General features: G+C 65.7%; 24 protein-coding genes. 13 read left to right on the plus strand and 11 right to left on the minus strand.

Annotated features, from left to right (window positions below; all coding sequences use genetic code 11):
• Window positions 1–171 precede the first annotated feature (171 nt).
• Window positions 172–2,325, minus strand: coding sequence for a DNA gyrase subunit A (locus M2432_RS21275; protein ID WP_280828824.1), 2,154 nt, complete (start codon window positions 2,323–2,325; stop codon window positions 172–174).
• Between the two features lie 12 nt (window positions 2,326–2,337).
• A complete protein-coding gene (locus M2432_RS21280) occupies window positions 2,338–4,371 on the minus strand; it encodes a toprim domain-containing protein (protein WP_280828825.1) in 2,034 nt (677 codons plus the stop codon).
• Window positions 4,372–4,511: 140 nt separating this feature from the next.
• Between M2432_RS21280 and M2432_RS21285 the strand changes: the two genes are divergently transcribed.
• Window positions 4,512–5,711: a crosslink repair DNA glycosylase YcaQ family protein gene (locus M2432_RS21285; protein ID WP_280828826.1), complete on the plus strand. Its 1,200-nt coding sequence runs from the start codon at window positions 4,512–4,514 to the stop codon at window positions 5,709–5,711.
• Here the strand turns inward: M2432_RS21285 and M2432_RS21290 are convergent.
• From M2432_RS21290 to M2432_RS21300, 3 genes are all read right to left on the minus strand, one after another.
• Complete coding sequence (locus tag M2432_RS21290) at window positions 5,708–6,079, minus strand: hypothetical protein (RefSeq protein WP_280828827.1); 372 nt, start codon at window positions 6,077–6,079, stop codon at window positions 5,708–5,710. The two genes, M2432_RS21285 and M2432_RS21290, sit on opposite strands and share 4 nt — an antisense overlap.
• Window positions 6,080–6,545: 466 nt before the next feature.
• Complete coding sequence (locus M2432_RS21295; RefSeq protein ID WP_280828828.1) at window positions 6,546–7,937, minus strand: APC family permease; 1,392 nt, start codon at window positions 7,935–7,937, stop codon at window positions 6,546–6,548.
• A 28-nt stretch (window positions 7,938–7,965) separates the two neighbouring features.
• Window positions 7,966–8,880, minus strand: coding sequence for a proline iminopeptidase-family hydrolase (locus M2432_RS21300; protein ID WP_280828829.1), 915 nt, complete (start codon window positions 8,878–8,880; stop codon window positions 7,966–7,968).
• 104 nt (window positions 8,881–8,984) lie between these two features.
• On the opposite strand from M2432_RS21300, the gene M2432_RS21305 reads away from it, so the two are divergent.
• The 3 genes from M2432_RS21305 (at window position 8,985) to M2432_RS21315 (ending at window position 12,429) form a co-directional block, all read left to right on the plus strand.
• Window positions 8,985–9,752 (plus strand): GntR family transcriptional regulator, encoded by a 768-nt coding sequence (locus tag M2432_RS21305; protein ID WP_280828830.1) that lies wholly within the window; start codon window positions 8,985–8,987, stop codon window positions 9,750–9,752.
• A 98-nt stretch (window positions 9,753–9,850) separates the two neighbouring features.
• Window positions 9,851–10,753 (plus strand): 4-hydroxy-tetrahydrodipicolinate synthase, encoded by a 903-nt coding sequence (gene dapA / locus M2432_RS21310; protein WP_280828831.1) that lies wholly within the window; start codon window positions 9,851–9,853, stop codon window positions 10,751–10,753.
• Window positions 10,750–12,429: a ribonuclease J gene (locus tag M2432_RS21315; RefSeq protein WP_280828832.1), complete on the plus strand. Its 1,680-nt coding sequence runs from the start codon at window positions 10,750–10,752 to the stop codon at window positions 12,427–12,429. The genes dapA and M2432_RS21315 overlap by 4 nt, the downstream gene beginning before the upstream one ends.
• A gap of 81 nt (window positions 12,430–12,510) precedes the next feature.
• Here the strand turns inward: M2432_RS21315 and M2432_RS21320 are convergent, their stop codons facing one another.
• Genes M2432_RS21320 through M2432_RS21330 form a run of 3 tightly spaced genes read right to left on the minus strand, consistent with a single transcriptional unit; the run spans window position 12,511 to window position 14,519 of the window.
• Window positions 12,511–13,383: an SAM-dependent methyltransferase gene (locus tag M2432_RS21320; protein ID WP_280828833.1), complete on the minus strand. Its 873-nt coding sequence runs from the start codon at window positions 13,381–13,383 to the stop codon at window positions 12,511–12,513.
• A gap of 3 nt (window positions 13,384–13,386) precedes the next feature.
• Window positions 13,387–14,208 (minus strand): mycofactocin-coupled SDR family oxidoreductase, encoded by an 822-nt coding sequence (locus M2432_RS21325; RefSeq protein WP_280828834.1) that lies wholly within the window; start codon window positions 14,206–14,208, stop codon window positions 13,387–13,389.
• Window positions 14,205–14,519 carry a putative quinol monooxygenase gene (locus tag M2432_RS21330; RefSeq protein ID WP_280828835.1) on the minus strand — a complete coding sequence of 105 codons (315 nt, stop codon included), beginning with the start codon at window positions 14,517–14,519 and terminating at the stop codon, window positions 14,205–14,207. The genes M2432_RS21325 and M2432_RS21330 overlap by 4 nt, the downstream gene beginning before the upstream one ends.
• A 201-nt stretch (window positions 14,520–14,720) precedes the next feature.
• On the opposite strand from M2432_RS21330, the gene M2432_RS21335 reads away from it, so the two are divergent.
• Window positions 14,721–17,312 (plus strand): DNA translocase FtsK, encoded by a 2,592-nt coding sequence (locus tag M2432_RS21335; protein ID WP_280828836.1) that lies wholly within the window; start codon window positions 14,721–14,723, stop codon window positions 17,310–17,312.
• A 63-nt stretch (window positions 17,313–17,375) separates the two neighbouring features.
• Here the strand turns inward: M2432_RS21335 and M2432_RS21340 are convergent, their stop codons facing one another.
• Complete coding sequence (locus tag M2432_RS21340) at window positions 17,376–17,864, minus strand: amino-acid N-acetyltransferase (RefSeq protein WP_280828948.1); 489 nt, start codon at window positions 17,862–17,864, stop codon at window positions 17,376–17,378.
• Between the two features lie 89 nt (window positions 17,865–17,953).
• On the opposite strand from M2432_RS21340, the gene pgsA reads away from it, so the two are divergent.
• The 4 genes from pgsA (at window position 17,954) to M2432_RS21360 (ending at window position 20,791) form a co-directional block, all read left to right on the plus strand.
• Entirely contained in the window at window positions 17,954–18,538 is a 585-nt protein-coding gene (gene pgsA / locus M2432_RS21345; protein ID WP_280828837.1) for a CDP-diacylglycerol--glycerol-3-phosphate 3-phosphatidyltransferase, read from the plus strand.
• Window positions 18,539–18,642: 104 nt separating this feature from the next.
• Entirely contained in the window at window positions 18,643–18,957 is a 315-nt protein-coding gene (gene clgR / locus M2432_RS21350; RefSeq protein ID WP_280828838.1) for a transcriptional regulator ClgR, read from the plus strand.
• A 159-nt stretch (window positions 18,958–19,116) separates the two neighbouring features.
• A complete protein-coding gene (gene pspA, locus M2432_RS21355) occupies window positions 19,117–19,935 on the plus strand; it encodes a phage shock protein PspA (RefSeq protein WP_280828839.1) in 819 nt (272 codons plus the stop codon).
• 13 nt (window positions 19,936–19,948) lie between these two features.
• Window positions 19,949–20,791, plus strand: a complete 843-nt coding sequence (locus M2432_RS21360) for a hypothetical protein (protein ID WP_280828840.1) — start codon at window positions 19,949–19,951, stop codon at window positions 20,789–20,791.
• Window positions 20,792–20,835: 44 nt separating this feature from the next.
• On the opposite strand, the gene M2432_RS21365 is transcribed toward M2432_RS21360, so the two are convergent.
• Window positions 20,836–21,252, minus strand: a complete 417-nt coding sequence (locus tag M2432_RS21365; protein WP_280828841.1) for a DUF5313 domain-containing protein — start codon at window positions 21,250–21,252, stop codon at window positions 20,836–20,838.
• 22 nt (window positions 21,253–21,274) lie between these two features.
• Window positions 21,275–21,721 (minus strand): limonene-1,2-epoxide hydrolase family protein, encoded by a 447-nt coding sequence (locus M2432_RS21370; RefSeq protein ID WP_280828842.1) that lies wholly within the window; start codon window positions 21,719–21,721, stop codon window positions 21,275–21,277.
• 59 nt (window positions 21,722–21,780) lie between these two features.
• Between M2432_RS21370 and M2432_RS21375 the strand changes: the two genes are divergently transcribed.
• The 4 genes from M2432_RS21375 (at window position 21,781) to recX (ending at window position 24,919) form a co-directional block, all read left to right on the plus strand.
• Window positions 21,781–22,956, plus strand: a complete 1,176-nt coding sequence (locus M2432_RS21375) for a nucleotide disphospho-sugar-binding domain-containing protein (protein ID WP_280828843.1) — start codon at window positions 21,781–21,783, stop codon at window positions 22,954–22,956.
• Between the two features lie 9 nt (window positions 22,957–22,965).
• Window positions 22,966–23,160: a DUF3046 domain-containing protein gene (locus M2432_RS21380; protein ID WP_280828844.1), complete on the plus strand. Its 195-nt coding sequence runs from the start codon at window positions 22,966–22,968 to the stop codon at window positions 23,158–23,160.
• Between the two features lie 150 nt (window positions 23,161–23,310).
• Window positions 23,311–24,381 carry a recombinase RecA gene (recA, locus tag M2432_RS21385; RefSeq protein WP_280828845.1) on the plus strand — a complete coding sequence of 357 codons (1,071 nt, stop codon included), beginning with the start codon at window positions 23,311–23,313 and terminating at the stop codon, window positions 24,379–24,381.
• Window positions 24,350–24,919: a recombination regulator RecX gene (gene recX, locus M2432_RS21390; protein ID WP_280828846.1), complete on the plus strand. Its 570-nt coding sequence runs from the start codon at window positions 24,350–24,352 to the stop codon at window positions 24,917–24,919. The genes recA and recX overlap by 32 nt, the downstream gene beginning before the upstream one ends.
• Window positions 24,920–25,094: the final 175 nt, after the last annotated feature.

Raw genomic sequence — 25,094 nt, forward strand, 5'->3', positions numbered from 1 at the left:
CCTCGTCGAACAACGCCTCCAGGCGCTCACCGGGGGACGCCTCGGTGGCCAAAGGTGTTGCGGTGGTGGACATAACACCATCAAAGCAGAAGGGTCCGACAAGTTATGGGCCCCAACAATTCGGGGTTCGGACCGACGGTCAGGTCAGCGCACCTAATCGGGACACGCCCTCTAGCTCACCGCTTCTGCTGGCGTCACATCCGAACCCGAGCCCTTCACCGAAGCCTTCGCGCGCTTCTCGGCCCGCACTGCCCTCTTGCCTCGTACGAAGCCGGTGGGGGAGATCGACGCCGACAGCAATGCGTCCTCGCCATTAACGAACGGGTGGAATCCGACGCCCGCGCCACCACGGCCCTTAACCGGGATATCGGCGACTTCGGTTACTTTCCAACCCCTTTCGGATGTCGACAGGATAGCTTCGCCGTTTTCACAGGTGATCGGCAGCGCAGCGATGACCTCGTCACCGGGGTCACCAGCCGTCAGCTTCACCCCGGCTACACCGTTGCCCGCCGCGCCCTGCGGATTCACCGCGGCGGGGTCGATGCGCAGAATCTTGCCGCGCCGCGTCACCAGCGCCAGGTGGTAGCCGGATGGCAGCACACCGGAACGCAGGAGCCCGGTGATGTCAGGTGCCACCGGGATGTCGCGGGTCTTGAACGGCAGGCCGTTGCCGGTGGTGAACTTGACCCGTCCGTCGGTCCACACCGCCCATCCAAGCCCCGAGGTGAGCAGTTCGCCGTGGCTGTCGGAGAACACCCCGCGATCATCAAGACGCCAGGAGGCGTTGACTTTTCGCTCCCTGGGGCCGTCCTCGTCGGAACTCGATGCCGTGGGCGTGCCCTCGAAATCCAGCACCGTGCGACGGTCGAACTCTGGTCCTTTGAAGAGTTTCGCGGTCTCCACGAGCTCGTTGTCGATCACTTTCCGGCGGGCATCCGGATTGGACACCAGCTCGGTCAGTTCGGCGAATTCGGCGTCGAGCTTTTCGGCTTCTTTCTGCAGTTCGATGACGTCGAGCCGGGTCAGCCGGCGAAGCTGCAGTCCCAGAACGTAATCCGCTTGTTCGGCGTCGATCTCGAACCGTTCCTGCAGTCCCTGACGCGCCTCGTCAACGGTGTCGGAGCCTCTGATGACCGCCACGGCGGTGTCAATGTCGAGGTGGATTTTCATCAGGCCCGCCACCAGATGGCGGCGCGCGGTGACCTTCTCCAAGCGGTACTCGCTGCGGCGCACCACCACCGAATCGCGCAGATGCAGGAACGCGCTGATCAGCTCGCGCACCGACCACCAGCGCGGCACCCGGTCCTCATCAAGGGCGACCAGGCTGGCGGCGAACGTCGACTCCAGCGGGGTCAGGGCGAGCAGTTGGTCGCGGATGGTTTCGGCGCTGTGGCCGCGCTTGGCGGTGACGACGATGCGTAGTCCGTTGCGGCGGTCGGTCAGGTCGGACATGTCGGCGACACCGGACATTTCGCCGGACTCGACCAGCGCCCGGATCCGTTCCTGCACAGTGTTACTCGCGACACCGGGCGGCAGCTCGGTGATGACAACATTCTTCCCGTCGACCGACAAGGTGCCGCGAACGGTGAACGCACCGCGCCCGGTGGTGAGGTACTCCCGCATACCCGCCGTGCCGACCACCGTCGATCCGCAGCCCCAGTCGGGGCCGGGGATGAGTTTGGCCAACCTGTCGTCGGTCATGTTCGGGGTTTTCAGCAGCGCCCGACACGCGGCCATGACCTCGCGCGGATTGTGTGCCGGCACCTTGGTGGCCCAGCCTTCCGCGATACCCACCGCGCCATTGCACAGCAGCACCGGCCACTGCGCCGGCAGGATTGTCGGCTCGATCCACTCGCCGTCGAAGGTGGACACCATCGGTACCGCGTGGTTGTCGAGTTCGGCAGTGAGTGCCGCACCGGGCGCGGACAACCGCATCTCGGTGTAACGGTCAGCGGCGGGGATGTCGCCTTGAATACGGGGGAAAGCCCCTTGTCCGTCAATGACTTTCACGCGCTGGAAATCGGCGGCCATCAGTGCGGCGGCCCCGTACATCGACGCGCCGCCGTGCGGGTGCAGGTTGCCGGTGACGGCCGAGCAGACCTTGGACGACTTCTGCGGCTTGTTGCCGGGCAGCAGTTTCGAGTCGTGCATCTGGTAGAGCAGGCGGCGCTGGCCTGGCTTGAGCCCGTCGAACGCCGACGGGATGGCGCGGTCGCTGACGCTGTAGAGCGCGAAGGTCAGCTGGTAGTGGTTCCAGTAGTCGTCGGCGCTCTGGTCGAGCACCAGGTCGGCGTTCTGTTCAGGTACGTCCAGGGTGGCGGTCACAGTTGATTCTTCCTAATCCAGGTCCAGCGCGGAGGTGTCGACGAGCGCGGCGACATCTGCCATCCACGTACGCCGGCCCTCGGGTGGCCCGCCAAACAGGGTGTGGTGCAACTTCTTCTCAGCGTCATCGAGATGCACGCGAATCACGGTGCGCCGCTGCGGATCCAGCACGGTGTTCCAGAAGTCGTCGGCATCCATCTCACCGAGACCCTTGTTGCGCTGCACCTCGACCTTGCGCTTGGACCTGGTCTTCAACTCGGCCACGGCGGCGTCGCGCTCGGACTCGTCCTGACAGTAAATCCGCTCCTGTCCGTCCTTGACGACGAACAGCGGCGGCAGCGTCACGTAGACCATGCCGGCTTCGACCAGCGGCCGGTAGAAGTCCAGGAACATCGAGATCAGGCTCGAGTTGATGTTGCCGCCGTCGGGGTCGGCGTCGGACGCGAACAGAATCCGGTCGTAGCGGCACAGCTCGGGGTCGCAGCTGTCGCGCAGCCCGCAGCCCAGGATGCGTTCGATGGAATCGAACTCGTCCTTGACCCGTGCCTTGCTCACGGTGAACCCATAGACGTTGGGCGGCTTACCTTTCAGCGGGAAGGCTGCCTGGAAGGTGGCATCGCGCGCCGCTTTGATGGTGCCCAGGGCGGAATCGCCCTCACACAGGAACAGTTCGGCACCTGAACCGCGGCCGGTTTCCCGGCTGGGCAGCAGCTTCGGTGGTAGCGACAGATTGGTGCCCAGCCCTTTCGCCTTCGAGGCCGCGCGGGACCGGGCCTTGGCGCCCTCGGCGCTGCGTCGTGCCCGGGCCGCCTCCAGCGCCAGCTTGGTCCACAGTGAGACCGTGTCGGTGTTGGCGGGGTTGGCCGCCCAGATGGTGACGCTGCGTGCCACATCCGGGGCCATGGCCACATTCAGTGACCGCGACGACACCGCGGTCTTGGCCTGGGAGTCCCATCCCACGTCTGGTGCACGGGTGTCCACGGCCAGCGCGGTGACCGCGGCGAAATCCTGTGGCTCCGGGCCGTCCTCACCTTTGGCCAGACCCAGGTCGCGGATCCGGGACGCGCGATCGGCCAATGCTTCGGACAACCCCTTCACCGCGGCCGTCAGGTGTGATCCGCCGCCAGGGGTGCGCACGGTGTTGCAGAAGGCGGCCACCGTCGTGGGTTCGGCCGGCCCGGCGGTCAACGACCACCGGAACGGGGTAGGGCCGCGCCCGGTGGTGTATTCACCGCGGCCCTCGACGACGGCACGGACAGCGGGCAGGGGGGTGCCGGCCGCGGTACACATGAGGTCCAGCAATGCCTCGGTGCCCCACGGGCCGTTGAACGGTTCCAGCACGGCGGGTGGAACTTCCTCGCCAGGCCAGCCTTCGTCGACCACGACCAGCTGCACACCCGGCGACATCCGAGCTGCGGCGTGTGCCCGTAGCAGGACCTCGCCAACGTCGACACTGGAATCCGGCACCACGGCCGGGTCGAACAGGATGCGCACTGTGGTGCCGTGCGCATCGGGCTTGCGGTTGCCCGTGCCGCGCAATTTCTGCGTGTCGGCGCGGGTGAACTCGGCGTCGGGGTCGAAGTCTTTGCCCTCGAACGTGCCGGGGTAGCCATGACCGAAACTCTGCAGGTAGGTCTTTCCGACGCGGCGCACGGTCACATCGGTGCGCGCGGAGATGAACACTGCGGCAGCGGCGCCAATGCCGTTCAGGCCCGCGCCGGTGCTGGCAGCATCGGAATGCGCCGAGAACTTGCCACCCGCACGCGCGGTGCCGAGTGTCTTGACGATGCCGTTCTTCCCGGTGACGGGGTCGGAGTCGATGGGCAGGCCGCGGCCGTCGTCCGCGACGCTGACCGACCCGTCGGCGTGCAGGGTGATCGTCACGGTGGACCCGCCGTGGCTGGGGTCGGCGACCTCCTCGACCGCATTGTCCACGAGCTCGCGCAATGCGGTGTTGAGCACGTCCAGGCCCAGGTTCACCGCCGGCCGCAGGCGGGTGTGCTGGACATCGTCGAGTTCGGTGATGTCTGCAGCGTTGTAGCTCACTGCTGGTCCTTTCCATCAGCGCCGGGACGGGACGACCGTAGCCCCAATACGGGGTGTGCCGCAGGAATGGTAGGCCTCTGATCCGACACCGTTGCCGATCTGGGCGTCAGTTTGTCGGTGGGCTGCGCCACGATGTAAGGGTGGCAACACTCACCACAGCGCAGGCCCGTCGCATCGCCGTCGCCGCCCAGGGTTTTCACGAGCCCAAGCCGTCCGGCCCGGTCACCCGGTCGCACCTGAAACGGCTGATGTCCAGAATACAAGTGCTGCAATTAGATTCGGTTTCGGTTGCGGTTCGGGCCCATTACGCGCCGGTGTTCAGCCGGCTCGGGGTCTATGACCGGGACGTGCTTGACGGCCTGGTCTGGAGCCATACGACCCGTTCGCCGCGCCAGTTCATCGAGTACTGGGCTCATGAGGCCGCATTGCTCCCGGTCGATGACTGGCCGCTGCTGCGATGGCGCATGCGGGAATACACCCATGGGCGCTGGGGTACCGAAATCGTGCGGCGCAACGGCGAACTGGCGGAAAAGATCGTCGCTGCAGTGGCGGAACTGGGGCCGTCGACGGCCGGCCAGATTGAGGCCCACTTGGAGGCAGAGCCGCGTGGCGCGAAAGGTCCTTGGTGGGGACGCAGCGACACCAAATGGGTGGCCGAGGCGTTGTGGTCGTCGGGGACGCTGACCACCGCCACCCGCGTCGGGTTCGCCCGGCATTACGACTTGGTCGAGCGGGTGCTCCCGGCCGACGTGCTGGCCCGTGAGGTCTCTGACGAGGAGGCGGTGCGGCAGTTGGTGCTCAAGGCCGCCGGGGCGTTGGGCGTGGGTACCGAGGCCGATATTCGGGACTACTTCCGGCTCGGTGCCAAGCAGGTCAAGCCGGCGCTCGCCACCTTGGTGGCGGAGGGGGAGTTGGAACCCGTCACGATCGACGGCACCGCGGCATATCTGCGAGCCGGACAGAAGATTCCGCGTACCGACCGGGGCACAGCGCTGCTGTGCCCGTTCGACCCGTTGATCTTTTTCCGGCCGCGGGTGGAACGGCTGTTCGGCTTCCGCTATCGCATCGAGATCTACACCCCGGCGCCCAAACGCGAATTCGGTTATTACGTCTGGCCTTTCCTGCTTGACGGGCAACTCGTGGGCCGGGTTGACCTCAAGCGCACCGACGACGCGCTGCACGTCGTCGGTGCGTTCAGTGAGGACAGTCACAATCGGACGCGGGTAGCGGCGGCGCTTGCCGTCGAGCTGCGGTCGATGGCGGCCTGGCTGGGGGTTGGCGGTGTGACGGTCGGTGATCGCGGGGGTCTTGCGGCCGCGCTGCGCCGAGGGCTCGGCTAACTTATTGCCGCCCAGAATGGATCGACAACGGCATTCAACCTCTCATCGCGCGTCGACTTGGTCAGTTCGCGCCGCGATCTCGGGCTCGCCATCAGCTGCAGTGTTCGGACACAGATGTCGGTTGAGGTGAAGGTGTCAGGGGAACTGATACGCCGGTAGGAGGTCTCGCCATGGCGCTTTTCCGCGGAGATGATCCGGCCGTCCGGGCTGAACACGATCTCGAGCTCGGTCACCAGCCCGGCCGCGCTCAACAACGGGTGCTCCCAGATGACGGTTTGCAGATCGCCGTTGGGTCCGCTGTCGAAGATCAGGTCCCAGTCCTTCTCGTTCGCACGTTCGTACACCAGATCTATTACGCGATAGCTCATTTCGTTCTTCCTAAGTCAGGCAACTGGGCTCGAGGTGGGTCTCCCCGTCGGGTCAAGCGTCTCCGAACGGGCGCCCGGAGTCTGTCCACCGATCGGCCGTTACCGGGATGAACCGTATGTCCGCCGATCGGGGGACCGCTGTCATCGCTAGCGCTGAACCAGCGCTATGGACTGCCGACAAACGGCTGGCGAAATCGTCGGCACTGCCATGTTTGGTGGAGATTTGTCCAGGCGGTTGGCAAGGACGACTCGGAGAGGTCTGGCGCTCTGTCCGCATCTGGCGATCGAAGCGTTGGGCGCGGGAGCAGATGGAGTTCCTGGCGCCCACTCATGCTGAAGCTGCGCGGTCGACAGGCCAGGGGTCCGGCGATGGCTGAGACCTCAGTCCCAGGCCCTGCGCAAGGTTTACGTCTGCACTACTGATCGCTGTCACGGTACGCAGAGCACATCGCACGCTTCGCGGCCCCTAGACCCCGGTCACCTGAGGTGTCCCGCGGCCCCGGAACACGTTGACGCCGAACACGATTGCACCGATCACCAACCACACGATGCCGCCGATCTTGGCCAGCATGTCGGCGTGGATCAGCACGTAGCCGATGATCAGGAAGCCGATCACCGGGACCACCAGGTGCAGCAGGTAATTCTTCGACTTCTGCCGCACCAGGTAGTACCAGATCACCGAGATGTGCAGCAGGCAGAATCCGAACAGGGCACCGAAGTTCACCAGCGATGAGATCAACCCGATCTGACCCACGAAGAACAGGACCAGCGCCAGACTCAGCACGCTGACCACCAGGATCGCCGCGATGGGCACCTGGCGCGAGCTGATCTTGGACAGGAATGCCGGCAACTGGCGGTCGCGGCTCATCGAATACAGCAGCCGGCTGGTGGCTGCCTGGGCGGCCATCGCGTTGGCGAAGCCGACGGCCAGCACGTTGACCACGAAGAACGCGTTCATCCATCCGGTGCTCGATGCCGCACGGACAAGTTCGAAGAATGCGTTACCAGCCTCGTCATCGTTGAACGAGGCCCGGCCACCGGCGAGCAGGCTGGCCAGCCAGGTCTGGGCGATGAACAGAGATGCGACCGTGAACAGCGCGATGATCATGGCCCGCCCGGCGGGATTGCGCTTTCCGGTGGACTCCTCCGCCATGGTCGAAATGCCATCGAAGCCAAGGAAACTCAGCACGGCGATGGACAGTGCGGATGCGATCAACGGCGCGGTGACCACGTCGGGGTTCCAGATCGGCAAGGTGCTCCAGCCCACGTGCGGCAGGGTCTGACCGTTGATGGCGCGCACCGCGATGACGACGAACACCACCAGGAACACCATCTCGAGGGCCAGGAACAGCCGGTTCACGATCTTCAGCGATCCGACCCCGAGCAGGTTGATGACGGTGTTGACCACCACGAACACCACGGCCCACAACCAACGCGGGGTACCGGGGAAGAGTCCGACCATGGACTCTGCGGCGAACACGTAGAGCAGGGTCGGGATCAGCAGATAGTCCAGCAGGATGGTCCAGCCGGCGAAGAAACCGAGGCCGGGGTGGATACCGCGGCCCACGTAGGCAAACACCGAGCCGGCCAGCGGGAACGACTTGGCCATCTGGGAGTACGCCAGCGCGGTGAACACCATGGCGATCAAGCCGATGAGGTAGACCAGCGGCACCATGCCCGAGGCGCTGTTGTAGACGGTGCCGAAGATAGTCCACGGTGCGATGGGCACCATGAAGACCAGGCCGTAGACGACCAGATCGGCGGTGGATACGGAACGGTTGAGTTCCTGTGCGTATCCGAATGATTCGAGGCTGCGCTGGCCCTCACCGGTGGTGAGGTGGGTGGCAGTGGTGGCCATAGGTGTCCTGTCAGGTGAGGTCGGCTGGTCAGACCCGGGCGACGGCCGGATCGTACTGGGCGAGGAAATCTGCGATCACGGCGCGGAACTCCTGGGGCTTCTCCAGGTGCGTGCAGTGACTGGTATCGGGGAACACGTGACTACGAACATCGGAGATGTTGTCGACATAGGGCTGCCACGTGGCAGGGGTGGCCTCGTCGAACTCGCCGGCAACCACCAGCACCGGTGCGGTGATCGAGGAGAGCCGCTCGACAATCGTCCAGTCGCGCAGCGACCCGATCACGTGAAACTCGTTGGGGCCGTTCATGGTGTGGTAGACGGTGGGGTCGGCCTCCACCTGGGCTTCGCTGTCGATGAAGTCCTGCGGCGTCGGCACCACGCGGCACACGTGTCGGCGATAGAACTCCATGGTCGCGGCCAGGTACTCGGTGGCTTTGACGGTGCCGCCGGTCTCGTGACGTCGCAGTGCGGCCTGGGTGTCGGCGGGCAGCTGAGCGCGCAGTTCGGCGGCGCCCTCGACCCACAACTGCATGGAGGCGGGGGAGTTGCATATCGACAGCGATGTGAGCCCTACGGGCCGGCGGACGGCGATCTCGGCGCCCAGCATGCCGCCCCATGATTGGCCCAAAACGTGGTACTGCTCGATGCCCAGCGCCGCGCGAACCGTGTGGAACTCGTCGACGAACAGCTGCGGTGTCCAGAAGCCGGCGGGGGCATCGGGCAAGTGGCTGCTGTTGCCACAGCCGATCTGGTCGTAGTGGATGACAGTGCGTCCGGTCTCCTGTGCCAGCTCAGCGATGTTGGCGACGTAGTTGTGCGCCATCCCAGGCCCACCGTGCAGGACGAACAGCGGAAGCGCGCCCGGCCGGGGCGTTTCGGGCGTGGTGATCTGAACCCAGGTCTGGTGGTCGCCGAACCTGACGGTGGTGGTCGTGCGTGGCATGATGGCCAGCATGAGACATTAATGGTCTCTTTACAAGACCATTGACGTCTATTGTTAACGATCGCGTCGATTTTGTGTGAGATGCGAGGGAGAGGCGGCCGACAATGACGCAGCTCAGTGGTCCCGGAGTGCCCGGGTTGCTCGATCGTGAGCTCACGTCCCCCTCTCGGGTAGACGAGATCACCGATCGGCTGGTCACCGCGATCGCCATCGGCGAGTACCTGTCCGGTGCGCGGCTGCCCGCCGAGCGCGAACTGGCCGCCGCACTGCGGGTAGGCCGGATGACGGTCCGCGCGGCGCTGGCCCGGCTTGTCCAGCTGGGACTGGTGGAGACCAGGCGCGGTCGCGGCGGTGGTAGCTACGTGCTCCAGCAATGGCCCGATTCGTCCACTGAAGCCGTCGGCCGGACGCTGACCATGCGGGTCGACGAGTTGCGTGACCGGTGTGATGCCATCTGCCGGGTACACGGGGCCATCTGCCGGGCTGCCGCCGAAACCCGCACGGATCACGATGTCGCCGAACTGAGTCGGCGGCTGGAGGCCTATCGGTCGGCCGAGTCCGGGTTGCCTGCCCAGCAGGCCGACAGCGCGCTACACCTGGCAATCATGGATGCCGCTCACAACACTGTGCTCAAACAGGTGCTGCTGGAGTTGGAGGCGTCGGTGAGTATCGGCGCGCCGGCGCACGTGTGGGGTGAGCCGGAAACCATGCGGCAGATGGAATTACGGGCAGTGACCGAGCACGGCGAATTGATCGCCGCGATCATCGACGGTCGCGGCGATGACGCCGAGGCACTGGCCCGCGCACACGTTGCCATTGACTTCGAAAACATCTCGACGGCGATGCGCCGCGCTGGTGTCCTCAAGGAGTGAGACCATCCGTGGCACAGCGTGTCCCACTCTCGGGGTGACGCGGCGGCTACGACGGCGCGTTTCCGCGGTTTGAGTACCAACGGGTAACCTAAATGCCCGTGACCACCACCGGAATCGACGTCAGCGCACGGTTGGGCACCGTGCTGACTGCCATGGTGACGCCGTTCGGCCCCGACGGCTCCCTTGATCTGGTGGGTGCGAAGAAGGTAGCCAAGCACCTGGTCGACTCTGGGTGCGACGGCTTGGTGCTGTCCGGCACCACCGGCGAGTCACCCACCACCACCGATGACGAAAAGATCGCGCTGCTCGAGGCGGTACTCGAGGAAGTGGGCGACCGGGCACGCATCATCGCCGGTGCCGGCAGCTACGACACCGCGCACAGCGTGCGGCTGGCCAAGGCCAGTGCCGAGGCCGGCGCGCACGGTCTGTTGGTGGTGACCCCGTACTACTCCAAGCCATCGCAAGCGGGCCTGATCGCGCATTTCACCGCCGTCGCAGATGCGACCGACGCGCCCGTGATCCTCTACGACATCCCGCCGCGATCGTCGGTGCCCATCGAATGGGACACCATCCGCGCGCTGGCGCAGCACCCGAACATCGTCGCGGTCAAGGATGCCAAGGGGGACCTGAACGGCGGCGCGGTGATCATGGCCGAGACCGGCCTGGCCTACTACTCCGGTGACGACGCCCTGAACCTGCCCTGGCTGGCCATGGGCGCCACCGGATTCATCAGCGTGTGGGGCCATGTGGCCGCGGGCCAGCTGCGAGACCTGTTGTCCGCGTTCAACTCCGGTGACATCGCTACCGCGCGCAAGATTCACGTGGGGCTGAACCCGCTCGCGGAGGCGCAGAACCGCCTGGGCGGGGTCACCATGGCGAAGGAGGCGCTGCGGCTGCAGGGCCTCGAGGTTGGCAATCCACGGCTGCCCCAGGTGCCGGCCACTCCGGAGCAGGTGGCCGAGCTGGCAACAGACCTGCGTGCCGCGTCGGTGCTTACGTGACCAGACCTGACTTCGCCCCACCCGGCCCACTTGAGCCGGGTGGGTTACGTGTCACGGCACTGGGCGGCATCGGCGAAATCGGCCGCAATATGACCGTTTTCGAGCATCTTGGCCGGCTGCTGATCATCGACTGCGGAGTGTTGTTCCCCACACATGACGAGCCTGCGGTCGATCTCATCCTGCCGGACATCCGGCACATCGAGGACCGGCTGGCCGACATCGAGGCGCTAGTGCTCACCCACGCCCATGAGGACCACATCGGCGCCATTCCGTATTTGCTGAAGATGCGGCCCGACATCCCCATCGTCGGTTCGCGTTTCACCTTAGCGCTGGTTGCCGCGAAATGCCGCGAGCATCGGCTCAAGCCCAAAGTGCAGATCGTCGCCGAGGGTCAGCGCAGTACCCACGGCGTCTTTGAATGCCAGTACTTCGCGGTGAACCACTCGATCCCCGACGCGCTGGCCATTGCCGTGCACACCGGCGCCGGTACCGTGCTGCACACCGGGGATATCAAACTCGACCAGTTGCCACCTGACGGTCGGCCCACCGACCTGCCCGGCATGTCCCGCCTCGGTGAGGCCGGGGTCGACCTATTCCTCTGTGACTCAACCAATTCCGAGATCCCCGGAGTCGGGCCATCGGAGAGCGAGGTGGGGCCGAACCTGCACCGGCTGATCCGTGGTGCCGACGGCCGCGTCATCGTGGCGTGTTTCGCATCCAACGTCGACCGGGTACAGCAGATCATCGACGCCGCAGTTGCGTTGGGGCGCAAGGTGTCCTTCGTCGGGCGGTCCATGGTGCGGAACATGGGTATCGCCAAGGAACTCGGTTTCCTCAACGTCGATGACGATGACGTGATCGACATCGGCGCCGCCGAGCTGCTGCCGCCGGAACGGGTGGTGCTTATCACCACCGGGACCCAGGGCGAACCGATGGCCGCGCTGTCGCGAATGTCACGCGGCGAGCATCGCAGTATCACTTTGACCCCCGGCGACCTGATCATCCTGTCCAGCTCGCTGATCCCCGGCAACGAGGAAGCGGTATACGGGGTCATCGACGCGCTGGCCAAGATCGGCGCGCGGGTGGTCACCAATGCGCAAGTGCGCGTGCATGTGTCCGGTCATGCCTATGCCGGCGAGCTGCTGTTCCTGTACCGCGGGGTGCGGCCGCGCAATGTGATGCCGGTGCACGGCACGTGGCGGCACCTGCGAGCCAACGCAAAGCTGGCGGTCCGGACCGGGGTGCCGGAGGAGAACGTCGTGCTGGCCGAGAACGGCGTCAGCGTCGACTTGGTCAATGGCCAGGCCAAGATCGCGGGCGCGGTACCGGTGGGCAAGGTGTTCGTCGACGGCCTGGTGCTTGGTGACGTCGGTGATGCCACGCTGGGCGAAAGGCTCACGCTGTCTTCGGGTTTCATCGCAGTGACCGTCGTCGTCAATCGGGCGACCGGCAAGCCGGTGGCCCCGGTGCACCTGCATTCGCGCGGCTTCTCCGAGGACCCGAAGGCGCTCGAGCCGGCCGCGGAGAAGGCGCAAGACGCGTTGGAGACGCTGGTCTCCGAACAGGTCACCGACCCGGCGCGGGTAGCTCAGGCGGTCCGGCGCGCAGTCGGTAAATGGGTCGGCGAGACCTACCGGCGGCAGCCGATGATTGTCCCGACCGTACTCGAGATCTAGCCGGAAGACGATCAAGCGGCGAGGTACAAGCCGCGATGTGGGGGCACCTCCCGCTTGCGGGGGAGAGTTCGGCAAGTAGGGCTAGACCTTTTCAGCCAGCGCCGACCATTCCAGATCAGAGGCCGGCAGCGTTCGACCGGCGGGGCGCACGTAGCGCTCAATCACCTGATCCGGTCCCATCTGGTCGATCACCCGCCAACCGAAACCGCCGAGGAATTCGGGCACCTCATCCGGTCGTAGCCCGAACTTCCAGACCTGATTGCGCTCGCGGAACCGGCGATACAGCGACGGCGCGCCGGAGATGTCCACTCCGTCGATGAAATCGCGCTGGATATAGGTGAGGTCGAGCCGGCTGCCGGCGGGCACCGATCGCAGTTGTTCGAGCGTGGCGGCTACCGCCTCGGGAATCAGGTACTGGGTGACGCCCTCCCAGATGAAGAAGGTACGGGCGTCGCGGCGATAACCGTGGGCGGCCAGGGTGGCCATCAGGTCGTCCTGCTCAAAGTCGACCGCGACCAGGTGTACCGATGGTGGGGGAGTACTGAAGACCCGGTTCAGCACAGCACGTTTGCGCTCGATGTTGATCGGCTGGTCCACCTCGAACACCGGGATGTCGCCGCGGCGGGCCAGCCGGGTGCCGCGGGTGTCGAACCCGGCACCCAGCACCACCACCGCGTCGATATCGCCCAGCGCGGCCAGCAGGTTGTCGTCGGCATAGCGCTTGCGGCACGCCATGTTGGCCCACATGCCGCGGCCGGAGCGCTCCGAGCTGGCGATCATCGCCCGTCGCAACGGCGCAAACCGCATGGCGGCGACCAGGGCGCGAAGGCTGCTGGGTAGAAATGAAGCCGCCAGGTCGTCGTCGACCAGACGACGTCCTGGCGGCTCCTGCTGCTCTATCGCGGTGAGCACCATCGGTCCGAATGCCGTCATTGCCGCCGCGTTTCGAGCCACGATCTACCTCTTGTTCACATATCCCGCGTCCAACGGCAGCGTCACCCCGGTGACGTACCGGCCCGCATCAGACACCAGCCAGGCCACCGCGTTGGCAACGTCCTCCGGGTCCAGGGTCTGGACCGGTAGTGCGTTGGACATATCGGGGCCGGCCTTGGTCTCGTCGGTCAACTGGGTCAGCCATTTGCGGGTGAACTCGTTGTCGATCATCGGTGTGTTCACCCCGGCCGGATGCACTGAGTTTACCCGGATGTTTTGCGAGGCAAGCAGATTCGCGTAAACACGCATGAGCCCGACGATGCCGTGCTTGGCAGCCGCGTAACCGATGGACCCGGCCTGCGGGGCGGCCAGGCCCACCAGGCCCGCCACCGAACTGGTCAGCACGATCGATCCGCCGTTGCCGGCCTTGATCATGGGGCGCATTGCCACGTCGAGGGTGTGATACACCCCGGTGAGGTTGACGTCGATGACGTCCTGCCAGGCATCCTCACCGGCCATCGGGGCGATGCCGGCGTTGGCCACCACGATGTCCAGTCGCCCGCCGAGCTTCTCGACACCCGCGCTCAGTGCTGCCTTCAGAGCGTCGCGGTCCCGGACATCGGCTTGCAGCGCGACGATCCGGCTCCCGTTCTCCTCGACCAGCTTGACCGTGGCGGCCAGATCGTCGGCGGTGGCGAGGGGATAGGGGACCGAGGCGATGTCCTTGCACAGGTCCACCGCGATGATGTCGGCGCCCATCGATGAGAGCTTCGCCGCATGGGCGCGGCCCTGACCGCGGGCGGCTCCGGTGATGAACGCGACCTTCCCGGACAGCTCGCTCGTCATGCGCGCAGCTGACCCTTGGCCGGGTCGCCGGCAACAACCGGGGCGAGCATCTTGATGTCGGGTGCGCCGTCGAGGTGCTCTCCGACAGTGCCGAACAGCTTGCCGATGGCCGGTGCGGTGCTGTGGGTCTTGAGCGCGTCGGCGTCGGCCCACTGCTCGACGAAGACGAATGTGCCATCGGCCTCATGCAGTGAATAGAGCTGACAACCCGGCTCGCTGTGCACCGCCTCGATGGCGTCGGTGCAGGCATTGCGGACCAGGTCCACGGACTCGGGCTTGGCTTTCATCGTGGCGACAACGACGACGGGCATGCGGTACTCCTCATTGAGTCTTTAGCGATACCGGCCGGAAATCGACCGGACAGGTGTCCACACTAGCCGCAGCCACACCTGCGCATTTGGCGCGGGTGACGTAACAATTAGGCCACGGCCAGCCGTTCTACCTGGTCAGACGCATGTGTTGCCTGTGTGGCAGATGGTGCTTGTGAGGTTATTGCGATTAGGCTTGCCCCCATGGCGAGTAAGACCGCAACGAGTTCTGCAGCCCGTGCCAAGGCCGGGTCGGCGAATCGTGGCGCGGCCGGGTCGGGGGCGCGTTCATCGAGGTCAGGTGCTGGTCGTTCGGCCCGCCCGCCGGCCCCCAGGTCACCCGCGCGCAAACCAGCGCCTTCTCCGGTTGCCACCGCAGGTGCCGCAGTCGGCCGCGGAGCCCGGGCCGGCTGGCTGATGCTCGCCAAGGGTGCCGGCACGACCGCCCGCAGCGTGGGCCGCGCCCACGACATCGAACCGGGACACCGCCGCGACGGCATTGCGCTCGCGCTGCTCGGCTTCGCCTTCCTGATCGCTGCCAGCTGCTGGTTCGACGCGGCCCGTCCGGTCGGCGCATGGCTCGACTACGGCCTGCGCACCGTCATCGGATCAGCCGTCCTTGTGCTGCCGGTGCTGTTGTTGGCGCTGGCCGTCACGCTGATGCGGACCCACCCCAACCCCGACGCGCGGCCGCGCCTGATCCTGGGTGCCGCGATGATCGCGCTGCCGACGCTGGGGTTGTGGCATCTGTGGGCCGGCGCCCCAGCTGAGGCCGGTGACCGCCGCGGGGCCGCGGGCTTCATCGGTTACGCGATCGGTGGCCCGTTGTCCGACGGCCTGACCGTGTGGATCGCCACGCCGTTGCTGGTGATGGGCGTGTTGTTCGGACTGCTGCTGGCGACGGGTACCACCATCCGCGAACTGTCCGAGGACCTGCGCTACCTGGCGGCCGGGCACTTCGGCGGACATGAGGAGCACGAGGACTACGACGGCGAGTTCGAGGCCGACGATTACGCCGACGACTTCTCCGACGGCTACTACGACGACCAGTCTTTCGGCGACGAGCCGGCCGATTGGCCCAACCAGACGACCACGGCCATGACCCGACCGCTGGGCCGGACGCCGATGGACAATTACCCGCTCGAAGAGCAGGCGGACCCGCCTGCCGATGAGGCGCCGACGGTGCCCGAGCCGGCGGCCCGGCCGTCGCGCCGCAAGAAAACCGCCGCTGCCAACGTGGCACCGGCGCCAAAGTCCAAAGATGAGGGCCTGACGCTGGACCGCGTCATCGACGGCGACTACACCCTGCCTCCACTGGACCTGCTGGCCGAGGGCGACCCGCCGCAGCGAGTGGGCCGCGACAACGACCGCATCGTGGCGGCGATCTCCGAGGTGCTCGAGCAGTTCAAGGTCGATGCCAACGTCACCGGCTTCCAGCGCGGACCGACCGTCACGCGGTATGAGATCGAACTCGGGCCCGGCGTGCGGGTCGAGCGGTTCACCCAGTTGCAGCGCAACCTGGCCTACGCCGTCGCCAACGAGAACATCCGGTTGCTTGCCCCGATCCCAGGCAAGTCCGCGGTCGGTATCGAGGTGCCCAACAGCGACCGCGAGATGGTCCGGCTCAAGGACGTGCTCAGCGCGCCGTCCACGCGCAAGGACCACCACCCGATGGTGTTCGGTATCGGCAAGGACGTCGAAGGTCACTTCGTCAGCTACAACCTGGCCAAGATGCCCCACCTTTTGGTCGCCGGCCAGACCGGCTCGGGTAAGTCCAGCTTCATCAACTCGATGCTGGTGTCGATTCTGCAGCGGGCCACGCCCGATGAGGTCCGGATGATCCTCGTGGACCCGAAGAAGGTGGAATTCCCGCCGTACCAAGGGATTCCGCACTTGATCACGCCGGTCATCACCGATGTGAAGAAGGCTGCGGCGGCACTGGCCTGGCTGGTCGAGGAGATGGACCAGCGCTACCAGGACATGAGCGCCAGCGGTGTCCGCAAGATCGACGACTTCAACAAAAAGGTGCGCTCGGGAGAGATCACCGCGCCGCTGGGCAGCGAGCGGGTGTACAAGCCGTACCCATACATCCTGTGCGTCATCGACGAGCTCGCCGACCTGATGATGACCGCGCCGCGGGACGTCGAAGACGCCATCGTGCGCATCACCCAGTTGGCCCGGGCTGCGGGCATCCACCTGGTGATCGCCACCCAGCAGCCGGTGGTGTCAGTGGTCACCGGTCTGATCAAGGCCAACGTGCCCGCCCGCATGGCCTTCGGCGTGACCAACGCGACCAACTCTCGCGTCATCCTCGACCAGATCGGCGCCGAGAAGCTCACCGGTAAGGGCGACGGGCTGTTCCAGCCGTCGGAGGCGCCCAAGCCGATCCGTGTGCAGGGTGCCTTCGTTAGTGACGAAGAGATCCAGGCAGTCGTCGACTTCACCAAGGCGCAGGCGCAGCCGGAGTTCGTCGACGGCGTCACCGTCAAGACTGTCGAAAAGCGTGAGATCGACAGCGACATCGGCGACGACATGGACGTCCTGCTGCAGGCCGTCGAGCTGGTGGTGTCCTCGCAGTTCGGTTCGACTTCGATGCTGCAACGCAAGCTGCGCGTCGGGTTCGCCAAAGCCGGCCGGCTGATGGACCTCATGGAGACCCGCGGCATCGTCGGACCGTCCGAGGGGTCCAAGGCGCGCGAGGTGCTGGTCAAGCCCGATGAGCTCGCCGGAACCCTGATGCTGATCCAGGGCGGGTCTGATGCCACAGGCGCCTCGGCCGAGGAGCCGGCCTTCTAGTCATTGTTCGAAAGGTTCGCCGCGAATGCTCGGGGGATGGAGCATTCGCGGCGAACCTGTGCCCTACAACGTCACCAGCATCCGGGTGTTGCCCAAGGTATTGGGCTTCACGAACGACAGGTCCAGGAACTCGGCCACACCGGTGTCATACGAGCGGCACATCTCCTCGTACACGTCGGCGGTCACCGGAGTGCCCTCGATCTCGACGAATCCGTGCCGCCGAAAGAAGTCGATCTCGAAGGTCAGCACGAACACCCGCTCCAACTGCAGTTCACGTGCGACCTCCAGCAGTCGAGCGACGATCGCGTGACCGACACCCTTGCCGCGGACTTTGGGGTGCGCCGCGACGGTGCGAACCTCACCCAGATCGGCCCACATCACGTGCAGCGCTCCGCAGCCGACGATCTCGTTGTCGAGTTCGGCGACCCAGAATTCCTGCATGGCCTCGTACAGCGTCACCAGGTTCTTTTCCAGCAGAATTTTTCCGGCGTAGACGTCCACCAGCGCCTTGATTGCCGGTACATCCGAGGTCCGGGCACGGCGAACCACCAGCCCTGCGGTGTCGGGTTTTGGCGCGGCGATCACAGGTGTGAGGGTATCGGCTGCGGATCATTGCGCAGCTAACCGGATATTCTGGTGCCGTGCCGGGGCAGTCAGACACCGATCCGCGCGCTTCGCGCGCCGGAGTGGCGAACATCGCCAACCTCCTGACCGGCCTTCGTATTGTGCTGGTGCCGGTGTTCCTGGCGGCGCTGTTTGCCGGCGATGGCCATGAATTCCGATGGCGGATAACCGCTTTCGTGGTATTCGCGGTTGCCGTCATCACCGACCGGTTCGACGGCGAGATCGCCCGCAGCTATGACATGGTCACCGAATTCGGGAAGCTGGCCGATCCGATCGCGGACAAAGCGCTCATCGGGTCCGCGCTGATCGGGCTGTCCATGCTGGGGGATCTGCCCTGGTGGGTGACCGTGCTGATCCTGATTCGTGAGATTGCCGTCACATTGTTGCGGCTCGCAGTGATTCGCAGCGGCGTCATCCCGGCCAGTCGTGGCGGCAAGCTCAAGACGTTGGTGCAGGCAGTGGCCATCGGTCTGTTCATCCTGCCGCTGCATGCCATGCCCTCGCCCTGGCTCATCTGTGCCTGGGCGTTCATGTGGACCGCTGTGGTCCTCACCGTCGTCACCGGCATCGACTACGCGGTATCGGCGCTGCGGCGTCGTTGAGTTCACCCGGAATTAACCAGATCGGACCATTCCCGGGAACCAAGCGGGAACTCTGGGCGTTGGTGCAACAAAGCTTGATGCAGACACGGCGAAGGGAACGCGTAATGACGACATTGCTGCGCGAAGTGATCGGTGACGTGTTGCGCCGGGAGCGTACTGGTCAGGGCCGCACGCTGCGCGAGGTGTCCGACGGTGCCCGGGTCAGCCTGGGGTATTTGTCCGAAGTGGAACGCGGCCGCAAAGAGCCGTCCAGTGAGCTGCTCGGGGCCATCTGCGGTGCCCTGGACGTACCGCTGTCGCAGATCCTGACTGATGCTGCCGAGCAGATGCGTACCAACGAACTTCCGCGTGGCGCGGCCAACATCGATGTGAGCACCAAGGTGGTCATTCCTCAGCCGTTGGTGATGGCCGTCGCCTGACGTTCGACGAGCACCGGGATTCACGTTCTGAATACCGTGGCGGGGCTGTGGCGGACTCTGCGCAACCGATAGGTTGGCTGTAGACACGCTGGCACCGCGTGGTCAGCTGCCCGAGAACCAACCCTGTATCACCGAACGACACGAAGGCGGACCGAAATCATGGCCAACCCGTTTGTCAAGGCGTGGAAGTACATCATGGCGCTGTTCAGCTCCAAGGTGGATGAGTATGCCGACCCCAAGGTGCAGATCCAGCAGGCGATCGAGGAAGCCCAACGTCAGCACCAGGCCCTGACCCAACAGGCTGCATCGGTGATCGGCAACCAGCGTCAACTCGAGATGCGGCTGAACCGCCAGCTCGCGGACATCGAGAAGCTGCAGGCCAATGTGCGTCAAGCCCTGACCCTGGCCGATCAAGCCACCGCCGCCGGTGACGCCGCCAAGGCCACCGAGTACAACAACGCCGCCGAGGCGTTCGCGGCGCAGTTGGTGACTTCCGAGCAAAGTGTCGAGGACCTCAAGTCGCTGCACGACCAGTCGCTGCAGGCCGCCGCGCAGGCCAAGAAGGCCGTCGAGCAGAACGCCATGGTGCTGCAGCAGAAGATCGCCGAGCGCACCAAGCTGCTCAGCCAGCTGGAGCAGGCCAAGATGCAGGAGCAGGTCAGCAACTCGTTGCGGTCCATGAGCGAGATCGCCGCCCCCGGCAACACCCCGAATCTCGACGAGGTGCGCGACAAGATCGAGCGCCGTTACGCCAACGCGATGGGCGCGGCCGAGCTGGCGCAGAACTCTGTGCAGGGCCGGATGATGGAGGTGCAGCAGGCCAGCGTGGAGATGGCCGGGCATTCGCGCCTGGAGCAGATTCGCGCCTCGATGCGCGGCGACGCGCTGCCTTCCGGCGGTGCCCCGGCCGCGCCGGCTGTCAACCCAGCAGCCCCGGCGGCCAACCCGGCGGCGCCGGAAAATCCGTTGTCCCAGTAGGCAGTCGGTGATCATGGTGACCAACTCGCAGTCGGTCGGCCCCGGGGCACCCCGGGGCTGGCAGGCGGTCCTGCAGCGCGGCATCGACACCGCGGCCGAACTGTCCGACCTGCTGGCCCAGAAGCTGGGAGCGGCCGCCGATCCACGGGCCAAGCTGCTGCGCAAGCGACGGTGGGCGTTCCGGCTGGGTCTGTTGTTCACCGCGGCAACCGCATTCTGGGTCGGCCTGACGGCCCTGCTCGCGGTGTGGAGCACCCCGTTCTGGGTGTTGATCATCACGGGTGTGATCGCCGGCGTGGTCGCGTTCCCGGCGACGTTGTTCTTCCTGCGCTACCGCTGGCTGCGGGCCGAACCCCTACCGCCCCAACGCGCGGTACTGCGGTTGCCGCCCCGCGGATCGGGTGCGCGCCAATCCATGGCCAGCCTTGTCGCGGCCGAGCGTGGTCTGTTCTCGCTGCTGAGCGTGATTCAACGGGGGCAGATGCTGCCCGCCGACGAGATAGTCGAGGTCACCGCCGCCGCCAATCGCACGGCAATGGCGCTGTCGGCCACCGCCAGCGAAGTGGTGTCCATGGAACTTGCGGCGCGGTCGGTGCCGCAGTCTCGGGCGCATCTGGTGCCGACCATCCAATCGCTATCCGCCAAACTGGATGCGGGCGTGCGGCAGTACGGTGAAATCGCCACAGCCGCAGCACAATTGGTGTCAGCGGTGAACGGCGGCCCGGTGTCGCGTTCCGGGGCCGCCGTGTCATCGACATCGGAGCAGTACTACCGCGACGAACTGGTCGCGGCCACCGACCGGCTGGCCGGCTGGGCGCAGGCCTTCGACGAGTTGGGTCGGATTCGTTCGGCTTGAGAGGTCCGGCTCTTGAAGGGCGCGGCTTTTAGCGCCGTCCTTGCTCAGATGTCGTGCGTGCCCGGCGTCGACGAATCGCGAGGTCCGTATTTGGCGATGTAGGCGTCGTGGATGTGCGCGTTCTTCTGGCGTTCTTTCTGGTCCAGCAGGCCGGGGTCGATGCCATTGGTGCGCAGCATGTGCCGACGCCAGATCTTGTTCAACGCGTGGGAGAAGAACAAGAACGGAATCAGGATCGGCACCGTCTCGCTGAAATGGATGTACGTCGTACCTGGGGTGAACCAGAACGGCAGCAGCAACAGGAATGCCGGGATGAACATCCGGATGACCACCCGCATGGTGGCGCCCTTGCCCGTCAGGTCCTCGGCGACCCAATCACGCATGGTTTCGGGCAGCTGACCGCCATAGCTGTACTTGAGGTATTGCCAAGGGTTGGGCTTTGGACGATTCGGATTGGCCACAGCTCCCGATTTTACTCGCGCGTTAGAGCGCAGGACGAAGTGCCGGGATGACTACTCCGATCAGCCCACGCACGGTGGCCTTCAGCATGTCGAACATGTCGAAGTAGTCCCGCCACAGCGTGATCTTGCCGCCATGCACCTCGAACACCCCGCACACCCAGAACTGCAGCCGCAGCGGCCCGATGACGATGGCGTCGGTCCGCTCGGTCAGCACCGCAGACCCGTCGGCGGCGACCCGGTGGAACTTCACCTCGAACCCACCGCGGCCCTCCATGGAACGGAACAGCTTCATGGTCCGGGCGCGGCCGCGGACGGTGGGGAACCCGACGTTCTGATACACCAGATTGTCGTCGAGCAGGCTGCCGGCGGTGTCTAGGTCCACGGCCTGCAGCGCATATAGGAATGACTCGACGATCTGCGCGTTGGACGGTGCGTCCGGGCTGTTCTGCGCGGGTGTGCTCTGCGTCATAGAGCCACCCTAACGCTCCTGCCGGACAGGTTCCGGTGTCGGTGTGGCAGGGTGACCCGATGCGTGTCGCAATGGTCGCCGGTCCTGATCCCGGTCATGCCTTCCCGGCCATTGCGCTGTGCCTGCGATTCGTGGCCGCTGGTGACGAGGCGGTGCTGTTCACCGGACGGCAGTGGCTGGATACCGCGCGGGCAGCGGGCGTCGACGCACGGGAATTGCTCGGCCTCGATCCCGAAGAAGGTGACGACGACACCGACTCGGGCGCCAAGATCCATCAGCGCGCCGCTCGCATGGCGATCCTGAACGTGCCGGTGCTGCGCGAACTTTCGCCTGACCTGGTGGTTTCCGACGTGATCACGGTGTGCGGCGGCATGGCCGCCGAACTGCTGGGCCTGCCATGGGTCGAGTTGGCGCCGCATCCGCTGTATCTGCCGTCGAAGGGGTTGCCGCCGCTGGGCAGCGGGCTGGCGCCGGGCGTCGGGTTCCGGGGCCGGCTGCGTGATTCGGTGATGCGATTTCTGACTGCCCGATCAGTTCGGCAGGGAGACCTTCAGCGGTCGGCGGCGCGGGTCGAAATCGGACTGCCTGCAACAGATCCTGGGCCGCTGCGACGGTTGATCGCCACCCTTCCCGCGCTGGAGGTGCCGCGCCCGGACTGGCCCGACGAGGCCGTGGTGGTCGGGCCGTTGCATTTCGAGCCGACCGCGGCGGTGCTGGAGGTGCCGCCTGGTGAAGGGCCGGTGGTGGTGGTCGCGCCCTCGACGGCGACGACCGGCATGCAGGGACTGGATGACCTGGCCCTGCAGGCGCTGATCCCGGGGCGGACGTTGCCGTCGGGAGCTCGGGTGGTGGTCTCGCGGTTGCGCGGCGCTGACGGCGAGGTGCCGACGTGGGCCGCGGTCGGATTGGGCCGGCAGGATGAGCTGCTCAAGTGCGCCGATCTGATGATCTGTGGCAGCGGGCACGGCATTGTGTCCAAGACGTTGCTCGCCGGGGTGCCGATGGTGTTGGTGCCCGGTGGGGGAGACCAGTGGGAGATCGCCAATCGTGTTGTGCGCCAAGGCAGCGCCGAGGTGGTGCGGCCGCTGACCGAGGAATCGTTGGTTGCGGCCGTGGGCCAGGTGCTGGCTGGGCCGGCATACCGGGAGGCTGCCGGACGGGCCGGTTTGAGTGCGGCTGACGTCGCTGACCCGGTGGCTGTGTGCCGTGCGGCGCTGGGTGTCGGGGCTGGGTAGGTTGGTGCGGTGCGACTGACCGAATTCTCCCTGCTGGTCGAGGACCAGTTCGGTGCTGCGCGCGGTTCCTCGCTGGTGGTCGACCATGTGCTGGCGGCCCTGGGTGGACGCACCGCCGCGGAGGCGATTGAGGCCGGCGTCGAGCCCCGCGATGTGTGGCGGGCACTGTGCGCGGACTTCGACGTCCCGCGCGATCAGTGGTGACGCGCCATCGGCGTGTCTACTTGCATTCGAACACTTGTTCGTTAGTCTGATCTTCAGTTCGACCGCGGAACTTGTCGGTGGCCCCGTCTAGCGTCACGGCCAACCGATCGGAAACCCGATCAATGAACATCAACGAGGACGGAGATCACCATGGCGCCACAGGCCCCGGATCGCGAGAAGGCACTCGAGCTCGCTCTCGCGCAGATTGACAAGAGCTTCGGCAAGGGCTCGGTGATGCGGCTCGGAGAGGAGTCGCGCCAACCGATTTCGATCATCCCGACCGGATCCATCGCGCTGGACGTGGCGCTCGGTATCGGTGGTCTGCCGCGCGGCCGCGTCGTCGAGGTCTACGGCCCGGAATCCTCGGGTAAGACCACCGTGGCCCTGCACGCAGTGGCCAACGCCCAGGCTGCCGGTGGCATCGCGGCGTTCATCGACGCCGAGCACGCGTTGGATCCCGAGTACGCCAAGAAGCTCGGGGTCGACACAGACGCCCTGCTGGTGTCCCAGCCCGACACCGGTGAGCAGGCCCTGGAGATCGCCGACATGCTGGTGCGCTCGGGTGCCATCGACATTCTGGTCATCGACTCGGTGGCTGCGTTGGTGCCGCGCGCCGAGATCGAGGGCGAGATGGGTGACAGCCATGTCGGTCTGCAGGCCCGCCTGATGAGCCAGGCGCTGCGCAAGATGACCGGAGCGCTGAACAATTCGGGCACCACCGCCATCTTCATCAACCAGCTCCGCGAAAAGATCGGTGTGATGTTCGGTTCCCCCGAAACCACCACGGGCGGTAAGGCTTTGAAGTTCTACGCCTCGGTACGTCTGGATGTTCGCCGGATCGAGACACTCAAGGACGGCACCGACGCGGTCGGTAACCGCACCCGGGTCAAGATCGTCAAGAACAAGATGGCACCGCCGTTCAAGCAGGCCGAATTCGACATCCTCTACGGCCGCGGCATTTCGAAAGAGGGCTCGCTCATCGACATGGGCGTCGAGCACGGCTTCATCCGTAAGTCCGGGTCCTGGTTCACCTACGAGGGTGAGCAGCTGGGCCAGGGCAAGGAGAACGCCCGCAACTACCTGTTGCAGAACATCGACGTCGCCAACGAGATCGAGAAGAAGATCAAGGAAAAGCTCGGTATCGGTGCTGTCGTGACTGATAGCGCAAGTAACGCAAGCACCGCGAGCAATGACGTCCTCCCGGCGCCGGTTGACTTCTGAGGCTGGGCTGGCTCCTGAGCCGGCTACTGGGTCTGTCTCAGAGGCTCCGCAACGCGATGAGCAGGCGAAGGCCGTGTGTCTTCGCCTGCTCACCGTGCGGGCCCGCACCCGGGCCGAGTTGGCGGGCCAGCTGGAGAAGCGCGGCTACTGCGAGGACGTCAGTACCCGGGTGCTCGATCGGCTGGCCAAGGTCGGGCTGATCGACGACGAGGACTTCGCTGAACAGTGGATGCAGTCCCGACATGTCAACGCCGGCAAGGGAAAACGGGCGTTGGTCGCCGAGTTGCGCAAGAAGGGTGTTGAGGACGAGGTCATCAACACCGCGCTGGCCGATATCGACTCGGGCGCTGAGCGGCAGCGGGCCGAGCAACTGGTCCGTGACAAGCTGCGCCGGGAACGGCTCGGCGACGCGGCGGACGAGGTGAAGGTGACCCGACGGCTGGTCGGCATGTTGGCCCGCCGTGGCTACAACCAGTCCATGGCCTTCGATGTGGTCAGTACCGAGCTCGGACTGGAGCGTCAGCGCCGCGCGGTTTAGTGCCGGTGTGTGCCCTTGTCATGGCTTGACTGATTGACGTGAACTCCACTGACGGGGTGAGGGTGATCGTCGTGGTGGGTTACGGCGTTCGTGAATCCGCTGGTGGGGTGCGTCACGGTTGTGTCGTGCGGCGGCGTTACGACGGAATGTTGTTGGAGTGCAGTGGTTTTCGTTG

This window comes from Mycobacterium sp. OTB74 (assembly GCF_029892685.1).
Taxonomy (GTDB): Bacteria; Actinomycetota; Actinomycetes; order Mycobacteriales; family Mycobacteriaceae; genus Mycobacterium.

What these genes read in the sequence shown, in the direction of transcription:
- M2432_RS21300 (WP_280828829.1), bottom strand. Translation starts at nt 8,880, where the DNA reads ATGCCACGCACGACCACCACCGTCAGGTTCGGCGACCACCAGACCTGG.
- recX (WP_280828846.1), top strand. Translation starts at nt 24,350, where the DNA reads ATGACGTCCTCCCGGCGCCGGTTGACTTCTGAGGCTGGGCTGGCTCCT.
- M2432_RS21335 (WP_280828836.1), top strand. Translation starts at nt 14,721, where the DNA reads ATGGCGAGTAAGACCGCAACGAGTTCTGCAGCCCGTGCCAAGGCCGGG.
- pspA (WP_280828839.1), top strand. Translation starts at nt 19,117, where the DNA reads ATGGCCAACCCGTTTGTCAAGGCGTGGAAGTACATCATGGCGCTGTTC.
- M2432_RS21370 (WP_280828842.1), bottom strand. Translation starts at nt 21,721, where the DNA reads ATGACGCAGAGCACACCCGCGCAGAACAGCCCGGACGCACCGTCCAAC.
- M2432_RS21305 (WP_280828830.1), top strand. Translation starts at nt 8,985, where the DNA reads ATGACGCAGCTCAGTGGTCCCGGAGTGCCCGGGTTGCTCGATCGTGAG.
- clgR (WP_280828838.1), top strand. Translation starts at nt 18,643, where the DNA reads ATGACGACATTGCTGCGCGAAGTGATCGGTGACGTGTTGCGCCGGGAG.
- M2432_RS21360 (WP_280828840.1), top strand. Translation starts at nt 19,949, where the DNA reads ATGGTGACCAACTCGCAGTCGGTCGGCCCCGGGGCACCCCGGGGCTGG.
- M2432_RS21325 (WP_280828834.1), bottom strand. Translation starts at nt 14,208, where the DNA reads ATGACGAGCGAGCTGTCCGGGAAGGTCGCGTTCATCACCGGAGCCGCC.
- M2432_RS21290 (WP_280828827.1), bottom strand. Translation starts at nt 6,079, where the DNA reads ATGAGCTATCGCGTAATAGATCTGGTGTACGAACGTGCGAACGAGAAG.
- M2432_RS21330 (WP_280828835.1), bottom strand. Translation starts at nt 14,519, where the DNA reads ATGCCCGTCGTCGTTGTCGCCACGATGAAAGCCAAGCCCGAGTCCGTG.
- recA (WP_280828845.1), top strand. Translation starts at nt 23,311, where the DNA reads ATGGCGCCACAGGCCCCGGATCGCGAGAAGGCACTCGAGCTCGCTCTC.
- M2432_RS21295 (WP_280828828.1), bottom strand. Translation starts at nt 7,937, where the DNA reads ATGGCCACCACTGCCACCCACCTCACCACCGGTGAGGGCCAGCGCAGC.
- M2432_RS21375 (WP_280828843.1), top strand. Translation starts at nt 21,781, where the DNA reads ATGCGTGTCGCAATGGTCGCCGGTCCTGATCCCGGTCATGCCTTCCCG.